Below are 25152 nucleotides of genomic sequence, written 5' to 3'. Positions count from 1 at the left end.
CGTACACTGAGGGTAACCAAACAAGTGGAAGGGGAACTATCTATGTTGAAAGATACAGTACTACAAGAAGAATGGCTTGTTGCTTGCCGTTCGGAGGATGTACAAGAAGCGCCGATTCAAATTGTTCTAATGGGAGAACGTCTTGCGATTTTCCGAAATAGCAAAGGGGTTCACGCATTCAAGGATTTATGTATACATAGAGGAGCATCCCTATCACTTGGTGAAGTGAAAAACGATTGTCTGGTTTGTCCCTACCACGGCTGGGAATACGAAGACGAAGGAGATTGCGTTAAGATCCCACAATTGCCTGAAGGCAAATCGATTCCTAAAAAGGCTAAGGCAACTACATATGCATGTGTAGAAAAATACGGAATGATCTGGGTGAATCTCGCTGGAAATGAGCCTGAGTTCTTTAGTTATCCAGAAATGGAGTCAGATGAATGGAGAAATGTCATCTGGGGACCGCAAGAAGCAGAAGCACTACCTCCAAGAATTGTTGAAAACTTCTTAGACGTTGGGCATTTGGCTGTTGTCCACCAAGGGTTCCTAGGGGCAGAGTCACATCGTGAAATTGAACCATATAAGATGAATGAAATAGATGGAAGAATTTATTCAGATGAAATCCGGATCTTCCAACCGGATGCAGATGGGACAGGTACTGCAAAATACGTGTACTACACGTACGAAATCGTTCGTCCACTTACAGTACGCTTCACAAAACGCGATGCAGAGAATGATACATTGATGACGATTTTACTAACTGTTCGTCCAATGTCCGAAACTCATTCAGTGGCATATGGAATTTTGTCTTTCAACTACGATACAGGGCAGACAGATCAGGAGATTATAGAGTTCCAAGATTTAATATTTGCTCAAGACAAACCAATCGTCCAAAATCAGAAACCAGAAGAACTTCCACTCGATTTGCAAGTAGAGTTGTCTCTTGTTTCAGACAAGGTCAGCATTGCGTATCGCCAGTATTTGAAAAAATGTGGTGTCGTTCTCGGCACAGCGTAATAGCAAGTAATCTCGCTACCCGATCTGGGTAGCTTTTTTTATTTGTGTGCTAAACTGATAGAAAGAATGTTCGATTACTCGTTAAGGGAACGTAAAGAATAGGAGGGATTGTATGTGGAAACGCAGAGGTTTGTTATGTACTGTATTAGTTGTAGGTTTACTTCTATCTGCCTGTAGCACGAATGCGGGGAGACCGAGTACAGAGCCTGAACCTGAAGATGGCTACGTGTTGAAAGAAGATGTGACCAATGTTAATGAGCACTTGAATTATGATACTAGTGAGTTGCACAAAATCTACTTTGCAGGAGGCTGTTTCTGGGGAGTGGAAGCATACTTTGCTAGACTCTATGGAGTCAAAGATACAGTATCCGGGTATGCAAACGGAACAGGGAAAAGTCCTAGCTATGAAGACGTGATTCAAGGAGATCAGGAATTCGCGGAAACGGTAGAAATAACGTATGATCCTGATCGTATTTCGTTAGATAAATTGATGGATCACTTGTTTCAAGTAATTGACCCAACTACAGAAAATAAGCAGGGCAATGATGTGGGCGTTCAATACCGTTCTGGAATCTATTATTCAGATGAAGCTGACGCAGAAATTGTAAAAGTAGCAGTAAAAGAAGAACAGCAGTTTTATAAGAAAGATGTCGTAACGGAAGCAGCCCCATTAGATAACTTCTTTACGGCTGAAGAGTTTCACCAAGACTATCTAATGAAGAATCCGAATGGGTATTGTCATATTAATCTTCATGCATTAGATGAAGTGAAAATTCAACCAATCATAAGGGACGAAGAAGTCGTGAAGCGGTTAAGTCAACCTAAAGACGATGAATAGGCAAACTAAGGGAGTGAACGCAGGATGACAACGTTACTAATAAACAATGCCCGAATTCGCGATGATGAAGATTTGCAGGATATCTGGATTGAGGACGGACTTATACGGAAAATCGGACTTAACTTATCTGAATCTGCCGATCGCTCGATAGACTGTGAAGGCAGAGTCGTTCTCCCAGGCTTGATTGAAGGACATATTCATCCAGATAAAGCATTTCTAGAAGAACGAAAACCGAATGAATCGGGTACGCTTGAAGAAGCAATTAAGATTACAGGGGAACTAAAAGCGGAATACACGTACGACGATGTGTATGCACGTTCTGAAAAAGTGTTGAATTGGGCTATTGCTAAAGGAACAACGGTCATGCGTGCGCATCCTGATGTCGATCATATCGAGAAGTTACTGGGTGTAGAAGTGATGCTTTCATTGAAAGATGCCTATCAAGATAAAATCGACTTACAAATTGTTGTATTCCCGCAAGAAGGAATTCTGAAGTCAGCAGGCACGCTTACACGTATGAAACAAGGTATTGAGATGGGCGCGGATGTTGTAGGAGGATGTCCTTACAACGAAAAAACGCTGGAAGATTCGATTCGTCATTTAGAGTTGGTTTTTGACTTAGCTGAAGAGCATAAGTTACCACTCGATTTGCATGTCGATTTCGCCGATCATACGGAGGATCCTAGATACTTATTGACAGAACGTATTTGCGATATGACTATCGAACGTGGCATGCAAGGTCGTGTAACGCTCGGTCATGTTACAAGTCTTGGATCGCTTGAACCAGAAGAAGCCAGCGCATTATTTGCGAAGATTGCAACTGCAGGAATCACGATTATGCCGCTTCCTGCAACAGACGTGTACTTGAACGGACGTAATGATAAGAAAAACATACGACGTGGCATGGCGCCAGTTATTCAGATGATGGAACAAGGAGTAAACGTTGCGTTTGCTTCGAATAATATTAGAAATGCTTTTACACCGTTTGGCAATGCTAATCTGTTACTAATTGGATATTTACTCGCAGAGACTCAGTTTATGGGTTCAGCTGAGCAGCAACGATCCGTCCTAGATATGATTACGTACAATGCAGCAAAGTGTCTTGGTATTGAAGAGACGTACGGAATTGCTGAAGGGAAAAATGCGGATTTAGTTATATTCGACTCACAAAAATTGAGCGATGTGATTCAAGATCAGCCACTTGCGAACTTCGTCATTAAAGCAGGTCGAGTTATCGTAGAACAGTCTGTGAATCGTGCTATTTAATAACTTAGAGCGACGCTAGGCCGTTTTGAAAACTATTGAACATGTGATAAAGTAATACACATTACAATGTTTGAAAAGGAGGCGACTTGGATGACCACAGTTGGATTTGTACGCCATGGAGTGACCGCCTGGAACAAACAAGGACGAGCACAGGGGAGTACGGATATTCCATTGGATGAAGATGGAGTTAGGATGGCAGAACGCGCAGCAGAGCGGTTTGCGTCAGACAATTGGGATGCCATTTACACTAGTCCGTGGCAGCGTGCAAAACGAACTGCAGAAGTGATCGGTGAACAGCTGACGCATGCAGAAGTAATTGAGGACAAGCGTCTTCGAGAGCGTGCTGGCGGATTAATCGAGGGGACTACAGAAGCGGATCGTTTAGCAAAATGGGGACCTGATTGGAAGCAGCTCGATTTGCAAGGGGAGACTCATGAAAGTGTGATTGCCCGTGGAATGTCGTTCATTGAAGAGATGCAACAACGTTATCCGGATGGCCGAGTGCTTGCGATTAGCCACGCTGGCTTCATTAAACGACTGTTGTCTGAGCTGTTACCAGGGACGACGTACGAAGAGCCTCTAGGGAATACGTCGTTAACTATTGTTAAAATTGGTGAGAACGAAAACCTATGTGAACTATTTAATTGTACGAGTCATTTGCAACAATTGAAATCGTAAAACCGGTGTGCCTTCGGGCAACCGGTTTTTTTGTGTTGTTGATCAGATAGAGTGATTTCTCGATCAGTCGCTGACGCTACTCAATCAGTCGGGTGTAGTTGTCCATCACTCACAAGGATTTCTCCGACACTTAGCAGAGTTTGTCCATAACGGGACACAATCCAATTGATTTAAGGGATTAATTGGTAGCGCTTCGCGCGTTGAGTGCCTGGCTCGAGATCCTCGCGTGGGTGAATCGGGAAAATGGATTTTTTGTATTGTTGATCAGATAGAGTGATTTCTCGATCAGTCGCTGACGCTACTCGATCAGTCGGGTGTAGTTGTCCATCACTCACGAGGATTTCTCCTACACTTAGCGGAGTTTGTCGATAACGGGACACAATTCAACTGATTTAAGGGATTAATTGGTAGCGCTTCGTGCGTTGAGTGCCTGGTTCGAGATTTTCGTATTAATGAAAAAGACCTCAGCTAGGTGAGGTCTCGCTAAGTATTATTTACCCTTTCGCCAAAATAGGATAAAACTGACGGCCAGGACTGAAGCTGAAACGACCATTAATGGTGTGTGTTCATCCCAAATTCCATAATAGAGAGTAGCGAGCGAGATGGCACCGAAAACACCAGCGAAATTCCTTGATTGAATACGGACCCGTTGACGATCGACTTCTATGTCACGCCGCTCAGTATACTCTCGCATCCGCTTAGGTTCTTCTAGATAGGAATAGATGCGAGGAGGGATTGCGCGTACTTGTCCAATTGCAGAGAGTGCAGCGCTTGAAAGCTCTTTCCGAGAATATCGTTTTGCCCCACCCATTCCAGTCTTATGTTTGGCCCATTCCAGTACACGCTCTTTACCGAGACCAAGCAAGTCCACATCCGGATCGAGAATATGCAAGACTCCGACAAATACGGAAACTGCGCGCCCAAGAAAGGCAAACTGGGCAGGCATTTGAACCGGTTGTGTGCGAACAATCTTCATTAAGTCTTCTAGTAGTCTTTCCACGACAAACCCATTCATGTTTGACAAGTCATCGGATTCATAGGCGTGCACAACGCGTTCAATCGCACTTGCTAAAAGTACTCTATCTGCATTAGGAAGCAAGAACTTAAGTTGTTCCAGTCCATCTAAAACACGGTCATATTGTTTGAAAATGATACCTTCGACAATCAAAAACATAGAATCTGCTTCTGCAGGACTGATGGTGACGACCATTCCGAAATCAATAAGTACAAGTGTGCCATCATCTTGGACCATTAAGTTGCCGCTGTGAGGATCTGCATGGAATTGTCCGCCTTCTAGTACTTGCTCTAAAAATAACAGGAACAGGCGTACCGACAATTCTTTTCGATCAATTTTATGTTCATCTAAATAGACAGTATTTGTTATGCGCACACCGTTTATCCATTCCATTACGAGAACGCGATGTGTTGTGTATTCATCAAAATAGACAGGGAAACGAACTCCTTCCATATTTGGAAAACGCTCTGCGAAGCCGCGTCCGTTTTTCATCTCTTGAAGGAAGTTCAATTCTGCACCGATGACATCCGTCATTTCCATATATAAGAGGTCGAAGTCGATTTGCTTATTGAAACCTGTAAAGCGTTTAGCGAGCCAGATAACGATTTTCATCGCTCTGAAATCCGAAGCTAAAATCCGTTCGATATTAGGACGTTGAATTTTAACTGCTACTTCTGTTCCGTCTTTTAAGCGGGCTTTATATACTTCGCCAATAGACGCGGATGCAATTGGAATGTCACTAATTTCAGTAAGTCGAACTGTATGGGGCATCTCCCATTCTTCATCTAGCAATGCAAGTGCTTGTGCTGTAGGTACAGGAGTGACTTGGTCCGTGAGCCCTTCCAATTCATGGAGAAAAGAAGGAGGCATAATATCTGCACGAGCAGAAAGGAATTGCCCTAGTTTTATCATCAGACCACCTAACTCTAAGGCAGTTTTTTTGTATATCCGCGCTTGACGTGTAACCATCATCTCCCACTTTGCGTTAACAGCTGGAGTAAAACGTCCACGATACCGACGTTGAAACGAAGTAACTTGCACAAAAAACACAATAGACATCCAGACGATTCTAACGATTCGATACAGCGCAAGTTGCTTCATTACGAACGCCTCCTCTTTGTTTACTAGTATACGTGCATTCAACTATAAGTTGGAGAATATAGCATTTGACCTGGAAATCTGATTAAAACTACGTACAATAGGGTAGAGCAAAAAAGTATGACTGGTAAAGAAGAGGTGCAACTATGGCAGAACACGAATTCCATTTGAAAGCTTTTTGGCCAGGTGGCCGTAATAGTGAAGGTTATATAGAAGCAGGGAATTTACAGACTAAGATTTCAATACCTTCTGCGATGGAAGGACCGAATGTCGGTACGAATCCCGATGAAATGCTTCTTGGCGCAGCCGCTACATGCTATATCATCACTCTTGCGGCGATGATCGAGCGGGCGCACTTACCATTAGAAAGCATGTCCCTTGAGTCTATCGGGTTTGTCGATGTGACGATGGGTGTCTTTACGTATAAAAAGATTATTCATAAGCCAACTGTTTCATTAAAGTATGAAGCAAGTGACTCTGATTTTGAAAAGTTGAACATGCTTATCGTTGAAGCAGAAAGAAACTGTATGATTTCAAGAGCGATTAAAGGCAATGTAGAAGTGGAAGTTGAAGCAATCATCTCAAAATCATAAGTATGACTAGCAATATAGGGGAGTTTCCTATCTTGTTTTTAATAGAGCGTCTCAAGTTATATTCGCAATCTATGAGTAGTCTTGCTAGAATGGATGAAACCTAACGGAAGGATGATGAATAGTGACCGAAACGTTGTCGTGCCAGGATGTCATCTATGCATTCAGTAAAACACATCCACCAGTAAAAAGAATCAATTCTGGAACCACCATTGAAATTGAAACGTATGATTGTTTTAAAAACCAAGTACAGTCCGAGGATACGAAAATAAGTGGAATTGACTGGGATGCCATTAATCCTGCGACGGGACCCGTTTATGTGAATGGCGCTGTACCTGGTGATGTATTGAAAGTGACAATCCGGAAATTGACTATTGGGAACCAAGGCGTCATGGCGACCGGGCCTGATTTAGGGGTTATGGGACATCGTCTGACAGAGTTGGAATCGAAGATCATTCCAATTGAAAATGGAGTTGCAAAATTTAATGATCGATTATCGATTCCTTTGAATCCTATGATTGGCGTTATCGGTGTTGCTCCTCAAGGTGAACCGGTTTCATGCGGAACACCAGGTTCGCATGGCGGTAATATGGATACGAAGCTAATCTCGGAAGGGGCAGTGTTGTATTTCCCTGTTTTCGCAGAAGGTGCACTATTTGCACTTGGCGATTTCCATGCTGCTATGGGTGATGGAGAAGTAGGTGTTTCCGGAATTGAAGTGCCAGGCAGCGCAGTCGTTACGCTAGATGTCATTAAAAACACGGTCCTACATCATCCATTACTTGAAAATGAAAGAGGTTTTACATTCCTTGTTTCTGCAGACACATTGGACGTAGCGGTAAAAATCGCTGTCGAAGAAACAGCCGACCTATTGGTGGAAAGGACGAAACTTAGTTTAGCGGAGGTCACGATGTTGTTGAGCGCAGTTGGGCAAGTTCAAGTGAGTCAAGTCGTCGATCCGCTCGTAACGGTACGTTTCTTTGTGCCACGTTATGTCCTAGAAACATATGGTGCTACCCTGTTAAATGGATAATAGATGAAATTAGACACACCAGCAACGCAAAAAGAGCTGGTGTGTTGTTTATGTCCATACAATACAAGTGAGTAGAAGAGAGAGGAACAATGATTATGGTTGAGTACATATTAGTATTTTTAGGAGCTGCCGTACCGGCGCTTGAAATCGCGCTTGTCATTCCGGTTGGCATTGTTAGAGGATTATCTCCATTTTGGGTGATTCCCTTAGCATTCGCAGGAAACATGCTGACTGTGCTTTTGCTGATCTTTCTATATCAGCGCTTAGAGGATTGGAACACCAGGCGAAAAGGTACTAGTGAGAAAGAAGATTCGAAGCGAAAGCAACGGGGTAGACTGATTATGAATAAATATGGGGTAGCAGGACTTTCGCTCGCAGGACCTATTCTAATTGGTACACATATTGCTGCGTTTTTTGCGCTACTATTTGGAGCGTCTAAACGAAAAACGATACTTTGGATGACGGTGAGTATTGCGTTATGGTCCATAATATTTGGTGTATTGACTGCTATGGGATTTACCTATTTTATTAAAGATTAAAGTTGTTAATGGGTTAAGGGACGGAGTTTTATAGCTAAAGCGATTTTACTTGTGAAAGTAGAAAACACAATAGAGTTGGATTGAAGTGATTCCATAGTCATAGTAATTCATGAAAATATAACTCTTATTAGTGATACTCATAAAGTAAATCTAACGAATGAAATTCAATATCACATCTTATTGAATTTTTTAATTACAAATCGATGGAAATTAAGTTTTCTTGAAACTTTTATTCTCAAACGTATTGACATGAAAAACAGAATCCTATACTATTATTTTCAGCATGAATAAAGTCATTCTTATTAGTAGCCGCGGAGACGAGGGGTCGACGATGCGGTGGCAAACCCGTTCAGAAGGAATTTTGAATAGGGCGCCCAACCTGAGCGCAGTTTCTTAACAAAACTGTGAACAATAAGAGGATAAGCAGCTGATGTCTATCGAAGCTTTCCTTAGGTTGAAGGAGAGCTTTTTTTGTGCTCCAAAACACATTTTTTGTAAGGAGTGGATATACTTGGTTGAAAAGATTTTGTTTACTTCAGAGTCGGTGTCAGAAGGACATCCCGACAAAATTGCAGATCAGATTTCGGATGCAGTGTTGGATGCAGCACTTGCACAAGACCCGTATTCACGGGTTGCGTGTGAAGTGTTTACAACAACGAACACGGTAATTGTTGGCGGAGAGATCACAACAGGAGCGGTGTTAGACATTGAAAAAATCGCTCGGAAAACGCTAGTAGACATAGGGTATACAAACGATGAATTAGGTATCGATGGTCACTCATGTAACGTTCAAGTTCTCGTGCATACGCAATCTGCGGATATCGCGATGGGCGTGGATGCATCAAGTGATACGAAAGAAATTGGTGCTGGGGATCAGGGCTTGATGTTTGGATTTGCTACGGATGAAACTGCAGGATTCATGCCGTTACCACTTGAACTAGCACATGCACTTGTAAAGAAAGCATCCGTTCTTCGTAAGAATGGACAATTCAAATGGGCGCGTCCTGATATGAAGTCACAAGTGACGATTGACTATACAACAAAAACGTCACCGAAGATTGATACGATTTTGATGTCAATCCAACATGACGGTGATTTTAATAAAGAGACTTTCGAAGCGTTTGTGAAAGAAGAAATTATTTTAAGCACAGTCCAAGAATTCAGTTTACCTAAACCGATCCGTGTGCTTATTAATCCAACAGGCCGATTTGTTACAGGAGGTCCCCATGGAGATGCAGGATTAACTGGACGCAAAATTATCGTCGACACGTACGGAGGGGCAGCTCGTCACGGAGGCGGAGCGTTTTCTGGTAAAGACTGCACGAAGGTCGATCGATCTGCAGCCTATGCGGCTCGCTATGTTGCAAAAAATATAGTTGCAGCAAGCCTTGCGAAAAAATGTGAAATTCAACTATCTTACGCAATCGGAGTAAGTGAACCAATTAGCATTGCAATCGATACATTTGGAACAGGAACAGCACCGGATGAACAGTTGCTTCGCGCTATCCGTGATGTTTTTAATCTGACACCTGCAGGCATCATTGATATGCTCGATTTACGGACACCGCGCTATCAGGCAACAGCTGCGTATGGTCATTTTGGACGTACGGAACTAGACTTACCATGGGAGCGTACAGACAAAGTCGATGAGTTATCACAATCTGTATTTAATACAGTAGGGGCTGGGTGCTGATGAACTTCGTCAAAGAGACGACAGTTCCAACAAGGAGTCTCCTTCAAACGGATGCACCACTATTTGACGCACTCGTGCGCTATGCGAATTCTGAAACGGTGCCATTCGATGTTCCAGGTCATAAAATGGGAGCATTGGAAACTCCGTTTCGCGATGCAATCGGAGAGCAAGCACTTAAAATGGACGTCAATTCCATGGCGGAGTTGGACTTGTTAAGCCATCCGAAATCGGTCATAAAAGATGCACAGCAACTAGCGGCTCAATCGTTCGGTTCGGATCATGCATTTTTCCTAGTAAACGGAACGACTGTAGGAATTCACGCCATGATCCTCGCATCATGCAAGCCGGGTGAAACGTTGATTGTCCCTCGTAATGGCCATAAATCAGTTATGGATGGCATTATTTTAAGCGGTGTAAAACCAGCTTTCATGCAACCCGAGGTGGATGATCACTTTGGAATTTCGCATGGCGTTTCAGTTGATAGTGTTTCGAAAGCGCTCCTGGATTATCCCCAAGCGAGTGCATTGCTCCTCACGTATCCAACGTATTTCGGGACAATGACAGACTTGAAGAAGATTTGTGAACTTGCCCATGCAGTAGGCGTGACCGTACTAGTCGATGCCGCACATGGTGCACATTTAGGAATTACTGATGGAATGGTCGATCCAGTCCAAGCAGGAGCTGATCTTGTCACAACGAGCATGCACAAAACAGGTGGCTCGCTTACGCAAAGCTCACTCCTATTGCTTCAGGGCAATCGCATTTCTGCGGATAAAGTACGTAAAGTCACGGGCATGCTGCAGACGACAAGTGCTAACTATTTACTCATGAGTTCACTTGATGCAGCACGAAGAGAAATGAGTCTCCATGGAGCGGACGCGTTGCGACGATTGAAGCCGATTGTTGAAGACGCTATTGAAGTCATCGAATCCGGTGGACAGCTCGAAGTATTAAAACGTACACAAGTGAGCGAGCGGTTCAACCAGTCTCATGATTGGACGAAACTCGTGATCCGTGTAAATGCTCTCGGTCTCACTGGGTTTGAAGTTTATTCACTATTAAAACAACGCTATGGGATTCAGATGGAGCTTGCGGAAGGGTACGTCGTCATGGCAGTCATTACACCTGCGGATTCGGACGTCTCAATCGGACGTCTCACTGCGGCATTGTTAGAGATAGAACGGACCTACTCAACACCACACGTTCTCCACTCGGCGTGGACAGTTGTAGATTCTGTCAATGAACTCGTCATGACACCACGTGACGCATTTTATGCGGAACAGGAATCGGTATCGATTGACGATGCGATTGGGCGAATCAGTGCAGATACATTAATGATTTATCCACCAGGGATTCCACTGGTCATTCCAGGAGAACGGATTACCTGTGAAGTGGTTCAGCACTACGCTTACTATGAACAAGCATTTGGTGCAGTTTTGTCAGAGTCGAAACAAACAGGCAGCGTGACTGTCGTTAAAGGGGGATATAAACGATGAGTTTAGAATTATCGGCGCTAGGACGCCACGTGTTGATTGAGTATTATGGGTGCCCAAGTGAAATTATAGAGAACAACAAGGTGATTGAGCAGTTCATGAAAGAGGCTGCAGATTACTCTGGAGCAACGATTGTTGAATCGGTATTCCATCACTTTAATCCATACGGCGTATCTGGTGCTGTAATCATCGCTGAGTCTCACCTGACGATTCACACATGGCCGGAATACGGCTTTGCTTCAGTTGACGTTTATACGTGTGGGGATTCTGTTAGTCCTTGGAAAGCAGCAGATTATTTAGCTGAAAAACTACAAGCAAAAAAAGTGGAATCATTTGAAGTGCCACGCGGAATGGTTGAGAAGATTCGTCAGTTTGCAGAAAAAGAGATTGAAGAAGTGACTGTGAAACCGGTGTTGGCGGGTGCGAATTTATGAATTGGTACACAGAACAATGGAGCGAGGACTGCAAGTTTTCAGTTGGGTATGACAAACACCTGCATAGCGAAAAGTCTCCGTACCAGCAAATCGATTTTTACGAAGGTAAGGAATTCGGAACGTTCTTCACGCTCGACGGTCTAATGATGGTGAACGAAAAAGACGAATTCATCTATCATGATATGATTGTTCATCCTGCATTCGCAACGAACCCGGATATTAAGAAAGTGCTTGTTATCGGTGGAGGAGACGGAGGAACTGCACGTGAAGTGCTTCGTTATCCTGGAGTAGAACAAGTTGTGCTCGCTGAAATCGATGAGCAGGTATTCCGCTTATGTCAACAGTATTTGCCAGTTACAGCAGCTGGTGTCGAAGAAGACTCGCGCATGGAACTTGCTTTCGGTGACGGACTTGCATATGTCCAAAACGCACCCGACGCTTCATTTGACTTGATCCTCGTCGATTCAACAGATCCTGTATCTGTTGGAGAAGGGCTGTTCACGACTGCATTTTATAAAGAATGCTATCGTGTGTTGAATGATAATGGGATTTTGATCAACCAGCACGAGTCCCCGTACTTCTCGGAGTATGCGGAGAACATGAAGAAAGCGCGCACGAAGATTAAAAAGATCTTTCCTGTTGCACGTGTCTATCAGTATCACATGCCGACGTATCCGTCAGGTCACTGGCTCTTCGGTTTCGCTTCAAAATCACTCGATCCTTTGAAAGATGCGGATGCAGACGTGTGGAACGCAATTGGGTTGAAGACGAAGTATTACAATACAGACCTTCATTTCGGTGCATTCGCACTGCCAAGTTATGTGCGGGAGGCGCTCGATAGTGATGAATAATGCATTGAGTACGAACGCATTCATTGGCTGTGAAACAGCGTATGAAGAAGCAGAAATCGTATTATTCGGTTCACCTTTTGACGGAACAACAAGTTTCCGACCTGGCACGCGTTTTGCGGGTCAAGCCATTCGTCCAGATTCTTACGGTTTAGAAACCTACTCTCCTTATTTGGACAAAGACCTAGAAGATGCTCGCGTTTTCGACATGGGAGATCTGGAGTTACCTTTCGGGAATACGGAGCGTGTCCTTCAGCAAATAGGGACATATAGTGGCCAAGTCCTTGCAGATGGCAAGAAGTTTCTCATGATCGGTGGCGAGCATTTAGTGAGTTTGCCGTCCATCAGAGCGGCTTACGATACCTATCCTAATTTGCATGTGATCCACATCGATGCACATACCGACTTGCGTGAAGACTATATGGGAGAGCCATTGTCTCACGCGTCCGTCATCCGTCGTTGCCATGACTTTCTGGGGGACGGTCGGATCTTCCAGTTCGGTATCCGATCTGGTTTGAAAAGTGAGTTTGAATGGGCAAAGACACATACGCATTTGGAAAAGTTCACACTCGAAACGTTATCGGAAGTAGTGACTTTGCTAAAAGACGTACCTGTCTATGTAACAATCGACTTAGATGTGTTGGATCCTGGGACATTCCCTGGTACGGGCACCCCAGAGCCTGGGGGCATTACGTATCGCGAATTGCTCGAAGCAATTGGACAGCTCCAAACGTTGGAAAAAATCGTTGCAGCAGACGTCGTTGAGTTATCTCCACAATACGACCCGTCAGGTGCTTCGACTGCGGTTGCTTGTAAAACCATTCGCGAGATGCTACTGACGCTTGCAAAGTGATCTATATAATAGAAGAAAGCCGTCCCGAGTAAGAGGGACGGCTTTTACTTATTAGGATTAATTCACATCGACTGCAGGTGTATTGACAGTCGTCGGTGATTCTTTTTGCGTATGAGAAAGTGTCAACATGAAGATGAATGATACGCAGAAGAGGATTGCAAGATAGATCATAGCAGCTGTCATGTCATAGTGTTGCAAGATGTACCCGACAAGAATTGGTGAGAACCCACCAACAGCGCGTCCGAAGTTGAAAATTGTATTCGTCGCAGTACTGCGGATTTCTACCGGATAGAAACTGCTGATTAGTGCTCCGTATCCTGCGAACATGCCGTTCGAGAAGAATCCAACAACCGCTCCGCCGATTAAGACGCCCGCTGCGCCTGCTGCATAGCTATAAAGGAAAACGGCGACAGCTGAAGCGAGTAGGAAGATCCCGTATGCTTTTTTCGCTCCGAGTCTGTCCATAATTTGTCCAAAGACGAGCATTCCTGCTATCATTCCAACTGCTGTACTGATTGTCCAAAGCGCTGAGCTAGAAACGGAAAGTCCTTGGGATTTTTGTAACATCGAAGGCAACCAGATCATCAAGCCGTTATACCCTGCGATTTGGACAGTCGCCATGACTGCGAGCGTAATAGTCGTGAAGGCAATCCTTGGAGAAGCAATGAGCAAGCGTAGTTTCCCAGCATTCTCTTTTTTCTTCTCGGCTTTTTTCGCTTTTTGAGATTCGAGCCACTCCGGGGACTCATCTAAGTTGCGACGCACGATGAATGCGAAGATGACAGGGATGATTCCGACAAAGAACAACGCTCTCCAACCAAATGCTGGAAGAATAAGAGCACTTAATAGTGCAGCTAGAATCACTCCGTATTGAGCACCGACACTGACGTAGGAAGACGCGCGACCTTGTTTGTTTTTCGGCCATGCTTCGGCAACAAGCGCCATTCCGATACCGTACTCTCCACCAGCACCAAGACCGGCGATGAAGCGATAGATATAAATCTGTTCAATGTTCGTTGCAAGGCCAGTAAGTGCTGTTCCGAGTGCGAACAGTAGAATGCTGTATGTGAAGACTCGAACACGACCGTATTTGTCAGCGAGTATACCGAAAATCACTCCTCCGACAAGCATTCCGATATTGGTTACGGACGAGATCAGTCCGCCAGTTGCAAAGTCGATTCCGAAGTCTGCAATAATCATTGTCATTGCGAAAGAGATGAACATAATGTCCATTCCTTCTAATGTTAGGCCAGCGACTGAAGCCACTACCGTTCTCTTTTGATAATTCATCGTAAGTTCCGCCTTCCTATTGTTGGTGTTGCTTAACGAAAGAAGAATGGAACCGTAATTTACAGCGATAGCCATCCTCTTTTTACGTCTCACAGAACGCAAGTTAAAAGAGTGTCGTGTATCAATACTTACACAAAAAAGCCCTCACCGTCTAAGAGGACAGTCAGGGCAAAGTACGACAAATCACATGAGACAAACTGATGCTAATCTCATAATCCGGTACCCTTACCGGCCTCTCGGGACCGCGTTAAAGGAGCAATTTAATTGTTTTTATCCTAACAGAAGAAATTCCGCAGTACAAGATTTTTTTGCTGGAAGTACGAATGTTGGAGTTTTCTATTAATAAGGAACGAAGCGCCCAGTGAGTAGAAGTGCTATAATTATTCAGTTGTTCATTTTTTGGGTGGAGGTAGTTGTGTGAATAAGACAGATATGCATCATCAAACTCAGTCTAGAAGAGTTGTTTTATATAGCTTAATCTTTTTAGCAATTGCTATTATCGGTCTTACATACGTCAAATGGATGCCGTATGTGAACAAAAGTATAATTGCTATCTCAACACATTCCATTGGGGATTCAATCTTAGGGTCCGAGCCGGGCAAAGCGGAATCGGCTTCTTTTGGAGGAGCTTGGGACTACGCAGTGACGTATTTTGCTGCGGTATGGAAAGCGGCGGTACTCGGAATACTTTTAGGATCATTATTGCAAGTATTGCTTCCGACAAATTGGCTTATCCGAGTTCTGGGGAAAACCACATTCGCGAGCACGGCCGCGGGTGGATTAGCTTCCGTACCCGGTATGATGTGTACGTGCTGCGCAGCGCCTGTTGCAGTAGGTCTGCGTAAAAAGAACGTATCCGTAGGTGCAGCACTTGCATTTTGGATAGGAAATCCGACATTAAATCCAGCGGCACTTGTGTTTATGACATTCGTATTGTCTTGGAAGTTTACCGTGCTTCGGTTAGTGTTCGGCCTCATTTTGACGTTTGGTGTGAGTTACTTAGCGAACCGATTCGTACCTGCTGTTCAACCCGTCGATACGGAAAAGCTATTGCAACAAGCAGCTGAGGAAGAACAGGGGGCGTTCCTTATGCGCTGGCTGAAGAGCCTCGGTAGGATGACACTTTATATTTTACCTGCATACTTCCTATCCGTTTTGTTGATGGGTGCAGTGAAAGGGTGGCTATTCCCGCAATTAGGCGAAGCGACAGGAAGTTCCATTATATTGTTGGTGCTAATTGCGATTGGCGGCATGCTGTTCGTCATTCCGACAGCCGCTGAGATCCCAATCATTCAGACATTCATGGCGTATGGAATGGGAGGCGGGCCAGCAGCTGCGTTATTGCTTACGTTACCAGCCGTTAGTTTGCCGTCATTATTGCTCGTTTCAAAGTCCTTCCCGAAACGCGTGCTTATTTTCGTCAGTGCTTCTGTCGTTGTGTTAGGCGTTGTAGCAGGGATTGTGGGAAATTATATTTTGTGATAATCAGAGGACCGTTTCCAAATTGGAGACGGTTTTTTTTGTGTCATTCCTTAAATCCATTTACGGATAGTCAGAGACGTTGAACTTCGTGATTTGGTCAATCTAAGAAAAAGTCCTCATCCATGTAGTCATTCCAGTCGTATGATACACTCACCTCAACGACTAAAGGAGGGGTTTCGGATGAAATCATTAACAGGGAAGACTGCAATTGTTACAGGTGCAAGCAGCGGGATTGGCTCAGGGATTGCGAAGGAACTCGCGGAACAAGGAGCGAATGTGGTTCTTGCGGCTAGAAGTATTGAAAAGTTGAACAACCTTGCAAAACAACTTCAAGACGCTGGGGCCAACGTACTCGTCGTACAGACGGATGTATCGAGTCAATCTGATGTAGAATCACTCGCAGCTAAAGCGACTGAAACGTTCGGTGGCGTTGATATTTACGTGAACAACGCAGGGCAAGTGCTGACAGCGGACGTGCGCTCCGGTAAAACCGAAGAGTGGGAGCAGATGATTGACGTCAATATCAAAGGCGTACTGTTCGGCATTAACGCCGTCCTCCCAGCCATGCTCGAAAAAGGGGCGGGTCATCTCATTAACATCTCATCTGTATCGGCAACGGAAGTGACGAAAACAAGTACCGTCTATAGCGCTACTAAATTTGCTGTACGTGCAATCTCTATGGGACTCGAAAAAGAACTCGCAAAAACGGGTGTCCGCGTGACCAACATTTCACCCGGCATGGTTGACACGCGATTAGGTGAGCAATATGATTGGGGCGATCGAAAGAAACTTCAAACGGCAGACATCGCGAAAGCCGTTGTCTACGCTGTTACGCAACCGGATTACGTCAACGTCAATGAAATCACAATACGACCGGTTTAATTGGAAAAAAGTCGACTTCGCAATTCGCGAAGTCGACTTTTTTTAAGTTTAAGATGCCACAGGCTTTTTCAAAATACCGAGTAGGATCGCGGACACGATGGATCCTATAACTACTGCCAAGAGATAAAGCATCCAACTGCCCTCAACAAGAGGGAAGACGAAGATTCCACCATGAGGGGCTTGCAAGCCTATGTTGAATGCCATTGATAATCCGCCAGCAATTCCTGCACCTACCATCACAGATGGAATAACGCGCAGTGGATCTGCTGCAGCAAATGGAATGGCACCTTCTGTGATGAATGATGCTCCCATAATGTAGTTCACTTTACCCGCTTCCCGTTGTTGAAGAGAGAATCGGTTTCTAAATACAGTTGTAGCGATAGCAATCGCAAAAGGCGGAACCATCCCAGCTGCCATGATCGCAGCCATAGGTTCATAGACACCACTTGCTAGTAATCCTGTACCAAACAAGTAGGCTGCTTTGTTGATGGGGCCACCCATATCAATCGCCATCATCAACCCGAGAACGATACCTAGAAGGACTGCGTTTCCTGTACCAAGACCAGTCAACCATCCTGAAATAGCGGTGTTGAGCGCGCTGAATGGTGTATTTACAATGTAGTGCATAATGAGTCCAGTACCCGCGATTCCGAGTAATGGATAGAGCAAAATCGTCTTAATACCGTCGAGTGAAGGAGGAAGAGAGGAAAGCCATTTCTTCAATCCAACCACTAAATACCCACCGAGGAATCCGGCTATGATTCCACCAAGGAATCCAGCTCCACTTGTTGCTGCCATCAATCCACCGACCATACCCGGTGCGAATCCTGGCCGATCTGCAATACTGAGGGCGATGAACCCTGCAAGTACAGGAACCATTAAAGCAAACGCATTTCCGCCGCCAATCGTATTTAATACAGCAGCGAATGCATTGTAAGTGGGATCGTCTGGATTAAACGAATTGGGTCCAAATAGGAATCCAATCGCAATGAGTATTCCGCCACCAATTACAAATGGTAGCATGTTCGATACACCGCTCATCAAGTGCTTGTAAATCGTAGAACCGATTCCTTTTGATGGTGTAGTCTCATTTCCTGTTTCGGACGAACTACCTTTATACACAGGTGCATCTTGCGCAACAGCCCGGTCAAGCAATTCTTTTGGCTTACGAATGCCTTCCGCAACAGGAACTTCAATCACATGCTTTCCGGAGAAACGGCCCATCGATACATTGGTATCTGCAGCGATGATGACGGCTGTTGCACGTTCGATATCTTCAGCGGTCAATACGTTTTGAGCACCGCCAGATCCATTCGTTTCAACTTTGAATGGAATCCCAAGTTCCGCTGCCTTGTTCTTTAATGCATCTGCAGACATATACGTATGGGCAATCCCTGTCGGACAAGCGGTTACAGCGATAACATAAGGTTTGGATGAGTCGACTGGAGGTGGCGGTGTCGAAGTCGCAGGTTCCTCATCAGGCTGATCATGTGCATCAATCAGTGACAAAATCTCTTCCTTCGTCGAAGCTGTGAGCAACAGTTTGCGAACTTCCTCATTCATCAACACCGTCGACAAGCGTGCGAGCGCTTTCAAATGCATGCGATTGGCACCGTCTTCAGCAGCTATCATGAAGAACAAATGAGCGGGTTGACCGTCGAGAGAGTCATATTCAGCTCCGACTTCAGATCGTCCGAAAGCAATGGCAGGTACTTTCACTGCACCCGTTTTCGCATGGGGGATTGCGACTCCATCTCCGATACCCGTTGTACTTTGTGACTCACGATGCAAAATCGCTTCTTTAAATGCTTGTCGATCATTCAGTTTGCCAGCTCGATCGAGTACATCTACCAGTTCGTCGATGACCGATGGTTTGTCAGTTCCTTGCAGCCCCAGTAAAATCGTGTCAGCCGTTAATAATTCGGTAATTCTCATTGTTCATTCCCTCCCTCTAATGGTGTTAGGACAACTTGCGGTAGTAGCGCTTCCACTTGTTCTTTCGTACACAATCTATCGGAAAACGCTGTGGCACTCCCAGAAGCGATTCCCGTTCTAAATGCTTGTTCAATTGTTTCGTCCTGTTCAAGAGCAGCTAGAAATCCTGCAACCATAGAGTCACCAGCCCCAACCGAGCCACAAACCACACCCTTTGGTGCATTTGCAATTAGAGAATGGGTTTCACTAACATACACAGCCCCTTCACCAGCGAGAGATACGATGACTTGCTGGGCCCCTTTTTTTACGAGTGTTTTCGCATGCTTTACAGCGTCTAGCAAGGAATGTACGTCAGCACCGACCATTTCACCTAGTTCATGATGATTCGGTTTTATCAGAAATGGACGGAAGGGCAATGTCTTCAGTAAAGAAGCGCCTTCAGCATCAACAACGAAGCGGATATCCGACTCACTGCACAATTTAGCGAACTGTTCATACGTATTTTCTGGAAGTGAAGCCGGAATACTGCCCGAGAGAACGAGCACGTCATGTCTTGCTAGATTCTTGGCTTGTGCTTTCAATTTTTCAAAATGGAGTCGGTCAATTACGGGTCCTGCAGCATTCACTTCGGTTTCTTCAGCAGCACGTAATTTTACGTTGACGCGTGTCTCTCCTGGTACGGCTATGAAATTTGTGGAAATACCTGCCTTCTGTAGTAATCGTTCCACTTCTAGACCTGTAAAACCTCCAGTGAATCCAAGCGCATTGCTAGGAACACCGAAAGTTGTTAACACTTGAGAGACATTGATGCCCTTTCCACCAGCTAAAAAATGATCTGAAGTGGAGCGGTTGAGCGCACCAAGTGATAGAGAATCGAGCGTCAGTAAATAATCGAGTGAAGGATTCAGTGTTACTGTATAGATCATGCCTCTAGCACCTCCAATTTCGTGTTTTTCGGGAACGTTTGTAACGACTCAGAACTCTCGCTCGTCGTTAACACAACTGCTTGAGGTAAATCTGCGAACTTCGCAAAGGCCACTTCTTGAAACTTAGAGTGATCTGCCAATATAAAAGCTTCTCTAGACAATTTGATGGCAAGTTCTTTTATTTGTGCCTCTTCTTCGTCAGGTGTAGTAAATCCGTAATCTGGATGAATCCCATTCACACCAAGGAAGCATTTATCGAATCGATAGTGTTGAAGACTATGGACAGCACCTCTTCCAACTAAAGCTTTTGTGGAAGGTTTTGCGATACCACCCGTTAGAATCGTTTTGCATCCCCTTGCAAGTAAAGCATCCGTATGAGAAATACCGTTTGTCACAACGATAATCGAAGAGGGAAGAAACGGAATCATTTCAAAAACGGTGGAGCCTGCATCCAAATAGACAGTATCGCCTTCTTCGATATGCGAAGCAGCTAGACAACCAATTTGTTGTTTTATTTGAAGGTTTTTAGATGTTTTTTCAGACATTGTGGATTCTTGCAATTTCCCTTGCAACTTCGCTGCACCACCATGAACACGCTTTAACTTTTTTTGACGTTCCAATTCTATTAAATCTCGTCGAATCGTCGACTCCGAGGAACCTGTTTCATCTGCTATTTCTTGTAATCTAACCGTCTGATTATGGGTTAGCAGTTTTAAGATTAGATGGTGCCGTTCAGATTCCAACATATGAACACCTCCAGATTCGATATTCTTAAATCCATCATATACCTAGAGTATTCTGGAATCAATCATAAAATTCCAAAAACGTTCAATATCATTCAAATGTAATTAAAAAATAAAATCTAATTTAATACTTCAAGAATCGAAATAGTTATTGACCGCTTTAGTACGCTTTGCTAAAATAGAGTGTCCCTATCGACAAGGTTCGACAATTCTTCAAGGGTCTCTAAAGATGTGACAGTGTCGTTTAGCGTACACAGGCCAATTGGATTGTGATCAATACGAAATTTGCGTCTTCGATTAAATGTAAGGGAATCGGGATATAACTGATGGAGAGTGAGTGAGTCCATCAAAGGACCAGTTCTTTGTGCAAGTAATATGAAGAAACATGAAATTAATTTCGTTTTTATGTTCCTGAAGTCTCTAAAAGGGGTAATGAAAAGAAGTAATCATCTCTTTTTGCCATGGATGCAGAACAGGTTTACTTTAAGCGTGGTACTTTCGGAAATAACCGTTGTATCACGTTGATATTTGTTTGAAACCATCAGCTATTAGTTGATGGGATTGTCTAATTTGAAAGGGGAGAAAAAATATGAACTTAGCAGCTATCGGAGTACCAGGGTTAATTATTATACTTGTTATTGTACTTATTTTGTTTGGACCACGTAAATTACCTGAAGTTGGTTCAGCTGTAGGTAAGACGCTTGCAGAATTCAAGAAATCTGCAAAAGACATCATGGACGATGACGAAGAAAAGCCTGCAGTTAAGAAAACTTCAGATACGGAGAAGTAGGTGAGAAGATGGATTCTAATAGTGATCGTGAACAACTAAATCCATTAGATGAAATGAATAAAGAAGATGCTGAGAAATCACTTGAAGAAAAGTCTGATGCTGCTCAAGAAGAAACACTGCAAACACCAGATTTAACACCTTATGTCGATGAGAACGGTTATCCTACAAACATTCGTCCTAAAGATCCGGAAGAAGAAACAGAAGGAGAGTCTAATCTGGTAGAGCATTTGGGAGAGTTACGAAAGCAACTGATCAAAAGTATAGTTGTTTTCTTAGTTTTCTTCATCGCGGCATTTAGTACTATTAATGTTTGGTTCCCCTATATAACACGGGGATACAAGCTAATTGTATTAAGTCCGATGGAGGTCATTTCGTTTTACACGACCATTTCTGCTGCTCTCGCATTTGGATTTTCGGTTCCATTTCTTTGCCACTTCTTATGGAAGTTTGTAAAACCTGGTTTGAACGAAAAGGAAAGTCGATTCCTTAGTCTGTATTCTCCAGCAATTCTAATCTTGTTTGTAGCTGGACTGGCGTTCGGATATTATATCGTGAATCCACTCAGTTACAACTTCTTAGTATCACTCGGTGAGATGAACTTTGACGTCATGGTTTCAGCACAAGAATATGCTCGTTTTCTATTGTTGACGACTATGCCGATAGGATTACTGTTTGAATTACCGGTTGTTGCATTATTTCTTTCCGCAATCGGAATTCTTACATCAGGTTCTATGAAAAAGGTGAGAAAGTGGTCATATGTAGTGCTCGGTGTGACATCAGCACTCATTACACCTCCTGACTTTTTCAGTCAGCTCATTATTCTCATACCGATGATTGGTCTATACGAAGCGAGTATATACTTAGTCATGCGAACAGAAAAAAAGTTAGAAGCTGCTGATGCAGCTTAAAGAAATCCCGCTTTGCACATTATGTGCTTCAAGCGGGTTTTTTTTATAAACAAGTAGTCCGACTGTAGAGAAATTTAAAAAGTGCGGTCATTCAAACGAAACTGTTTTTCACGTAGATGGGAACATGGTATGTCTCGGCTCGTCAACTAAAGGGTTCCTCTGAACGTGTCTTATAAGAAAGGAACAGAGTATAAATTCTCAAATGTTTAGCTAAAATGAAGTACATGAGAGACGAGCATTTCTCTTAGTGAAATATATGGTTTAATGTTAAAGTTGGAGGGAATCTGGTCTCTAATTAGCAGAACAATCATGAATAGTAAGGAGAGAAACGATGACAAAGAAAACTATAATAAGCAACACATTATTGTTTGTAGGAATGGTCGTATACATTATATTATTCAGCGCAGTTTTTGGGGAAAATAATATATTGGTAGGAGTTTCCACGATTACTGCCATGCTCATGTTGCTTGAACGGGATCTGACCATTCACCCCGTACAAAACACGATTAAATTTTCTGCACTGAATCTAATGACAGGAATTGCTGCGTTTGCTACAGGATTCTCTGTTTGGACCGCAATTCCTATCAACTTCGTGATGATGTTCATCATTAGTTATACCTTAATATTCAACTTGAAAAACCCATTGTATTTCCCATTTTCACTGCAATACCTATTCTTACTTGCAATACCTGTTAGCGGTGGAGACTTACCACTACGTCTTGCGGGACTCGTGTTTGGGGCCATCTCAATCATGGCTTTACAAATGATTGTTAATCGTAAGCGGATTTCAAAGAATGGAGATCCAATTATTAAAAGTGTTTGCTCGTCACTTCTCGAGAAAATTGATAAGAGACTTGCAGGAGAAGAAGCAGATGACATGGACACAGCTATTCGAAAGTCGATTGGATCACTACGCTCCATGATCTATGACCAAAGGGAAGAGGATTACTATCTGACCGAAGAGGGACGACTGCGTTTAACTATCACGGCTGCGCTTGAGAAAATTGACACACTCTTGAATTCGTTAGAGCCTAGACATGCGGAAGGACAAGTCATTCAAGACGTCCGCATGATCTTGAACAAAGTGGCAGAAGGAACTTCTAAAGAGATAGACGCTGCAGAACTAAGTAAAGCATCTGAAGAAGTGTTGCAAAGTTATCGCACAGCGGCTCCACAATCTTCAACTCAGTTGAGACTGTTAAACAATATCGATTACTTTACGGATAGCTTACTTGCGCTACAGCAATTAGCTCCTGAAAAACGTAAGATTACTCGTAAAATCGAAGAAATTCCGTTGAAGTTCAAGAAACTGACTTTGAGGTCAGCTCCGCGCCATGTATCATCGCTTAAGATGTCCTATGCAATTCGTATCGCTACAGGTATCGCGATATCAGGATTCTTAATGGATTTCTTCAATTTAAATGAGGGTAGATGGATGATGTTTACTGTATTGTCGGTCATCATTCCGTTTTATGAGCAATCCCATAAGAAAATACGCGACCGGATTTTTGCAACAATCGTCGGTGCAACGCTTGTCTGGATTATTTTCTCGATTTTCCATGCAACAGCGATGCGTACAGGTTTGCTGTTATTAGCAGGTTATTTAATGAGTTATGTTAAAGTATACCGCTACAGTACAATCTTAGTGACGTTCTCTGCCATAGGTTCAGTAGCGCTTATTACAGGAGAAACACAATTCCTAACTGTTGAACGGTTAGTGATGGTTTTAGTCGGTGTTTGTATCGCATTACTCATTAACCGATTCGTTCTTCCTTATAAAATGACGGATGCCAATGTTTCTCTTGGGGAAATGGCGAATGATATCCTTAAGGAAATGATTATAGAAGCGAAGGAAGCCATCAATGGCAACGCAGCAATCGGTAGCCACAGTATGAAGAACTTGTTAATCTTCAGTACGATGGTTGAAGAGCGTGCGCGTGTAAACCTTCAGGCTGCGGGTAAGGATGTTGCAGATGAATTGTTTGCACCTAGACGCCTCGCCAACAATACTCTCTATGAACTACTAATGTGGAAAGAAATGCACGGTATGAAAGAAGATATTTCTATTCAATCTGTGGAGATTCTGGAACAACTTCAAACGTGTTGGGAAACAGGCACTTCGTATACTGCGCTAGTCAAAGAACTCCACCTATTACTGGAGAGTGAATCTATTTTGGAAAACAAAATTATTTTGAGTATGCTTCTTGAAACTGTTGAAGAATTTGAACTGATTCGAACAGAAGATGAGCGCGCGAAACCTAACCTGCAGAAATAACATCTCAGACATCACGCATGTTAATGTGAGTAACTACTATTTTGCAACAGAAAGGGTTGAAAAGTCGTGAATCTTGAAATTCATGACGTAACGGCAACGAACTATCGGGATATCCTCCAATTGAAAGTTGCCCAGTCGCAAAAAGATTATATAGAAACGCCTTATGAATGTTTGGAAGACTCCGTGGAATGGAAACAGTTTAAGCCTGTAGGACTTTATGCTGAAGGGAAACTCGTCGGGTTCGCGATGTATGGATTCTTCAAAGGCGAAGGAGTCGATGGGCGGCTTTGGATTGATCGCCTTCTGATTGACGAACAGTTCCAAGGAAGAGGTTATGGGACGCTGTTTATGAGAAAACTAGTCGAAACTGTAACAAAAGAATACGGAGCTCAAGAGATCTATTTAAGTGTCTATCCTGAAAATGAAGGTGCAGTGAGGCTTTATCAGAAACTAGGTTTTCAATTCATCGAAGAACGTGATATCAATGGGGAACACATCATGGTGAAGCCCTAACAAAAGGAAGGAG

At 43.6% G+C, this 25152-nt stretch carries 24 protein-coding genes; 18 read left to right on the top strand and 6 right to left on the bottom strand.

Annotated elements, in window-relative coordinates; genetic code table 11:
* Positions 1–42: 42 nt before the first annotated feature.
* From ACRPI0_RS12710 to ACRPI0_RS12695, 4 genes are all read left to right on the top strand, one after another.
* Positions 43–1017, top strand: coding sequence for a Rieske 2Fe-2S domain-containing protein (locus tag ACRPI0_RS12710; RefSeq protein WP_432353047.1), 975 nt, complete (start codon positions 43–45; stop codon positions 1015–1017).
* A 112-nt stretch (positions 1018–1129) separates the two neighbouring features.
* Positions 1130–1855, top strand: a complete 726-nt coding sequence (gene msrA, locus ACRPI0_RS12705; protein WP_432353046.1) for a peptide-methionine (S)-S-oxide reductase MsrA — start codon at positions 1130–1132, stop codon at positions 1853–1855.
* A gap of 24 nt (positions 1856–1879) precedes the next feature.
* Entirely contained in the window at positions 1880–3121 is a 1242-nt protein-coding gene (locus ACRPI0_RS12700; protein ID WP_432353045.1) for an amidohydrolase family protein, read from the top strand.
* Positions 3122–3211: 90 nt separating this feature from the next.
* The gene (locus ACRPI0_RS12695; protein ID WP_432353044.1) at positions 3212–3799 is read left to right on the top strand and encodes a histidine phosphatase family protein; all 588 of its coding nucleotides are present in this window, start codon (positions 3212–3214) and stop codon (positions 3797–3799) included.
* 170 nt (positions 3800–3969) lie between these two features.
* Here the strand turns inward: ACRPI0_RS12695 and ACRPI0_RS12690 are convergent, their stop codons facing one another.
* Together ACRPI0_RS12690 and ACRPI0_RS12685 are read right to left on the bottom strand one after the other, a co-directional pair.
* Positions 3970–4134 carry a hypothetical protein gene (locus tag ACRPI0_RS12690; protein WP_432353043.1) on the bottom strand — a complete coding sequence of 55 codons (165 nt, stop codon included), beginning with the start codon at positions 4132–4134 and terminating at the stop codon, positions 3970–3972.
* Positions 4135–4289: 155 nt separating this feature from the next.
* On the bottom strand, positions 4290–5915 hold the full coding sequence (locus ACRPI0_RS12685) for an ABC1 kinase family protein (protein WP_432353042.1): 1626 nt from the start codon (positions 5913–5915) through the stop codon (positions 4290–4292).
* Positions 5916–6058: 143 nt separating this feature from the next.
* On the opposite strand from ACRPI0_RS12685, the gene ACRPI0_RS12680 reads away from it, so the two are divergent.
* The 8 genes from ACRPI0_RS12680 (at position 6059) to speB (ending at position 13395) form a co-directional block, all read left to right on the top strand.
* The gene (locus ACRPI0_RS12680) at positions 6059–6505 is read left to right on the top strand and encodes an OsmC family protein (RefSeq protein ID WP_432353041.1); all 447 of its coding nucleotides are present in this window, start codon (positions 6059–6061) and stop codon (positions 6503–6505) included.
* Positions 6506–6626: 121 nt separating this feature from the next.
* Positions 6627–7535 (top strand): acetamidase/formamidase family protein, encoded by a 909-nt coding sequence (locus ACRPI0_RS12675; RefSeq protein ID WP_432353040.1) that lies wholly within the window; start codon positions 6627–6629, stop codon positions 7533–7535.
* 95 nt (positions 7536–7630) lie between these two features.
* A complete protein-coding gene (locus ACRPI0_RS12670; RefSeq protein ID WP_432353039.1) occupies positions 7631–8074 on the top strand; it encodes a small multi-drug export protein in 444 nt (147 codons plus the stop codon).
* A gap of 511 nt (positions 8075–8585) precedes the next feature.
* Positions 8586–9767 carry a methionine adenosyltransferase gene (gene metK / locus ACRPI0_RS12665; RefSeq protein WP_432353038.1) on the top strand — a complete coding sequence of 394 codons (1182 nt, stop codon included), beginning with the start codon at positions 8586–8588 and terminating at the stop codon, positions 9765–9767.
* A complete protein-coding gene (locus ACRPI0_RS12660) occupies positions 9767–11263 on the top strand; it encodes an aminotransferase class I/II-fold pyridoxal phosphate-dependent enzyme (RefSeq protein WP_432353037.1) in 1497 nt (498 codons plus the stop codon). The genes metK and ACRPI0_RS12660 overlap by 1 nt, the downstream gene beginning before the upstream one ends.
* A complete protein-coding gene (gene speD, locus ACRPI0_RS12655; RefSeq protein ID WP_432353036.1) occupies positions 11260–11694 on the top strand; it encodes an adenosylmethionine decarboxylase in 435 nt (144 codons plus the stop codon). Before ACRPI0_RS12660 ends, speD begins: the two co-directional genes overlap by 4 nt.
* A complete protein-coding gene (gene speE, locus ACRPI0_RS12650) occupies positions 11691–12545 on the top strand; it encodes a polyamine aminopropyltransferase (RefSeq protein ID WP_432353035.1) in 855 nt (284 codons plus the stop codon). Before speD ends, speE begins: the two co-directional genes overlap by 4 nt.
* Positions 12538–13395, top strand: coding sequence for an agmatinase (speB, locus tag ACRPI0_RS12645; protein ID WP_432355955.1), 858 nt, complete (start codon positions 12538–12540; stop codon positions 13393–13395). The genes speE and speB overlap by 8 nt, the downstream gene beginning before the upstream one ends.
* Positions 13396–13452: 57 nt before the next feature.
* Here the strand turns inward: speB and ACRPI0_RS12640 are convergent, their stop codons facing one another.
* Complete coding sequence (locus ACRPI0_RS12640; protein WP_432353034.1) at positions 13453–14685, bottom strand: MFS transporter; 1233 nt, start codon at positions 14683–14685, stop codon at positions 13453–13455.
* Positions 14686–15117: 432 nt separating this feature from the next.
* On the opposite strand from ACRPI0_RS12640, the gene ACRPI0_RS12635 reads away from it, so the two are divergent.
* Positions 15118–16167 carry a permease gene (locus ACRPI0_RS12635; RefSeq protein ID WP_432355954.1) on the top strand — a complete coding sequence of 350 codons (1050 nt, stop codon included), beginning with the start codon at positions 15118–15120 and terminating at the stop codon, positions 16165–16167.
* A gap of 180 nt (positions 16168–16347) precedes the next feature.
* Positions 16348–17049 (top strand): SDR family oxidoreductase, encoded by a 702-nt coding sequence (locus ACRPI0_RS12630; protein ID WP_432353033.1) that lies wholly within the window; start codon positions 16348–16350, stop codon positions 17047–17049.
* A gap of 48 nt (positions 17050–17097) precedes the next feature.
* Here the strand turns inward: ACRPI0_RS12630 and ACRPI0_RS12625 are convergent, their stop codons facing one another.
* The 3 genes from ACRPI0_RS12625 to ACRPI0_RS12615 are packed head-to-tail and all read right to left on the bottom strand — an operon-like array spanning position 17098 to position 20656.
* Positions 17098–18984 (bottom strand): PTS fructose transporter subunit IIABC, encoded by a 1887-nt coding sequence (locus tag ACRPI0_RS12625; RefSeq protein WP_432353031.1) that lies wholly within the window; start codon positions 18982–18984, stop codon positions 17098–17100.
* Positions 18981–19910: a 1-phosphofructokinase gene (gene pfkB, locus ACRPI0_RS12620; RefSeq protein WP_432353030.1), complete on the bottom strand. Its 930-nt coding sequence runs from the start codon at positions 19908–19910 to the stop codon at positions 18981–18983. Before pfkB ends, ACRPI0_RS12625 begins: the two co-directional genes overlap by 4 nt.
* Complete coding sequence (locus tag ACRPI0_RS12615; RefSeq protein WP_432353029.1) at positions 19907–20656, bottom strand: DeoR/GlpR family DNA-binding transcription regulator; 750 nt, start codon at positions 20654–20656, stop codon at positions 19907–19909. The genes pfkB and ACRPI0_RS12615 overlap by 4 nt, the downstream gene beginning before the upstream one ends.
* Before the next feature lie 586 nt (positions 20657–21242).
* Here ACRPI0_RS12615 and tatA point away from each other — a divergent pair.
* From tatA to ACRPI0_RS12595, 4 genes are all read left to right on the top strand, one after another.
* The gene (gene tatA, locus ACRPI0_RS12610; RefSeq protein WP_430286321.1) at positions 21243–21443 is read left to right on the top strand and encodes a twin-arginine translocase TatA/TatE family subunit; all 201 of its coding nucleotides are present in this window, start codon (positions 21243–21245) and stop codon (positions 21441–21443) included.
* An 8-nt stretch (positions 21444–21451) separates the two neighbouring features.
* A complete protein-coding gene (tatC, locus tag ACRPI0_RS12605; protein WP_432353028.1) occupies positions 21452–22351 on the top strand; it encodes a twin-arginine translocase subunit TatC in 900 nt (299 codons plus the stop codon).
* 331 nt (positions 22352–22682) lie between these two features.
* Positions 22683–24626: an FUSC family protein gene (locus ACRPI0_RS12600; protein ID WP_432353027.1), complete on the top strand. Its 1944-nt coding sequence runs from the start codon at positions 22683–22685 to the stop codon at positions 24624–24626.
* A gap of 66 nt (positions 24627–24692) precedes the next feature.
* The gene (locus ACRPI0_RS12595) at positions 24693–25139 is read left to right on the top strand and encodes a GNAT family N-acetyltransferase (protein WP_432353026.1); all 447 of its coding nucleotides are present in this window, start codon (positions 24693–24695) and stop codon (positions 25137–25139) included.
* The last annotated feature ends 13 nt before the right edge of the window (positions 25140–25152 follow it).

Origin of the sequence: Sporosarcina sp. A2, assembly GCF_050858885.1 — a bacterium.
Taxonomy (GTDB): domain Bacteria; phylum Bacillota; class Bacilli; order Bacillales_A; family Planococcaceae; genus Sporosarcina.
Note: the sequence above shows the minus strand (reverse complement) of the source record. Positions and strands in the feature narration are given on the sequence as shown.

Excerpts from the sequence above, each read along its gene's own strand:
- ACRPI0_RS12615 (WP_432353029.1), bottom strand. The coding sequence starts at position 20,656 with ATGTTGGAATCTGAACGGCACCATCTAATCTTAAAACTGCTAACCCAT.
- ACRPI0_RS12695 (WP_432353044.1), top strand. The coding sequence starts at position 3,212 with ATGACCACAGTTGGATTTGTACGCCATGGAGTGACCGCCTGGAACAAA.
- msrA (WP_432353046.1), top strand. The coding sequence starts at position 1,130 with ATGTGGAAACGCAGAGGTTTGTTATGTACTGTATTAGTTGTAGGTTTA.
- speE (WP_432353035.1), top strand. The coding sequence starts at position 11,691 with ATGAATTGGTACACAGAACAATGGAGCGAGGACTGCAAGTTTTCAGTT.
- ACRPI0_RS12640 (WP_432353034.1), bottom strand. The coding sequence starts at position 14,685 with ATGAATTATCAAAAGAGAACGGTAGTGGCTTCAGTCGCTGGCCTAACA.
- ACRPI0_RS12635 (WP_432355954.1), top strand. The coding sequence starts at position 15,118 with ATGCATCATCAAACTCAGTCTAGAAGAGTTGTTTTATATAGCTTAATC.
- ACRPI0_RS12670 (WP_432353039.1), top strand. The coding sequence starts at position 7,631 with ATGGTTGAGTACATATTAGTATTTTTAGGAGCTGCCGTACCGGCGCTT.
- ACRPI0_RS12685 (WP_432353042.1), bottom strand. The coding sequence starts at position 5,915 with ATGAAGCAACTTGCGCTGTATCGAATCGTTAGAATCGTCTGGATGTCT.
- speD (WP_432353036.1), top strand. The coding sequence starts at position 11,260 with ATGAGTTTAGAATTATCGGCGCTAGGACGCCACGTGTTGATTGAGTAT.
- ACRPI0_RS12625 (WP_432353031.1), bottom strand. The coding sequence starts at position 18,984 with ATGAGAATTACCGAATTATTAACGGCTGACACGATTTTACTGGGGCTG.
- tatA (WP_430286321.1), top strand. The coding sequence starts at position 21,243 with ATGAACTTAGCAGCTATCGGAGTACCAGGGTTAATTATTATACTTGTT.
- tatC (WP_432353028.1), top strand. The coding sequence starts at position 21,452 with ATGGATTCTAATAGTGATCGTGAACAACTAAATCCATTAGATGAAATG.
- pfkB (WP_432353030.1), bottom strand. The coding sequence starts at position 19,910 with ATGATCTATACAGTAACACTGAATCCTTCACTCGATTATTTACTGACG.
- ACRPI0_RS12700 (WP_432353045.1), top strand. The coding sequence starts at position 1,880 with ATGACAACGTTACTAATAAACAATGCCCGAATTCGCGATGATGAAGAT.
- ACRPI0_RS12660 (WP_432353037.1), top strand. The coding sequence starts at position 9,767 with ATGAACTTCGTCAAAGAGACGACAGTTCCAACAAGGAGTCTCCTTCAA.
- ACRPI0_RS12630 (WP_432353033.1), top strand. The coding sequence starts at position 16,348 with ATGAAATCATTAACAGGGAAGACTGCAATTGTTACAGGTGCAAGCAGC.
- speB (WP_432355955.1), top strand. The coding sequence starts at position 12,538 with ATGAATAATGCATTGAGTACGAACGCATTCATTGGCTGTGAAACAGCG.
- ACRPI0_RS12710 (WP_432353047.1), top strand. The coding sequence starts at position 43 with ATGTTGAAAGATACAGTACTACAAGAAGAATGGCTTGTTGCTTGCCGT.
- ACRPI0_RS12680 (WP_432353041.1), top strand. The coding sequence starts at position 6,059 with ATGGCAGAACACGAATTCCATTTGAAAGCTTTTTGGCCAGGTGGCCGT.
- ACRPI0_RS12600 (WP_432353027.1), top strand. The coding sequence starts at position 22,683 with ATGACAAAGAAAACTATAATAAGCAACACATTATTGTTTGTAGGAATG.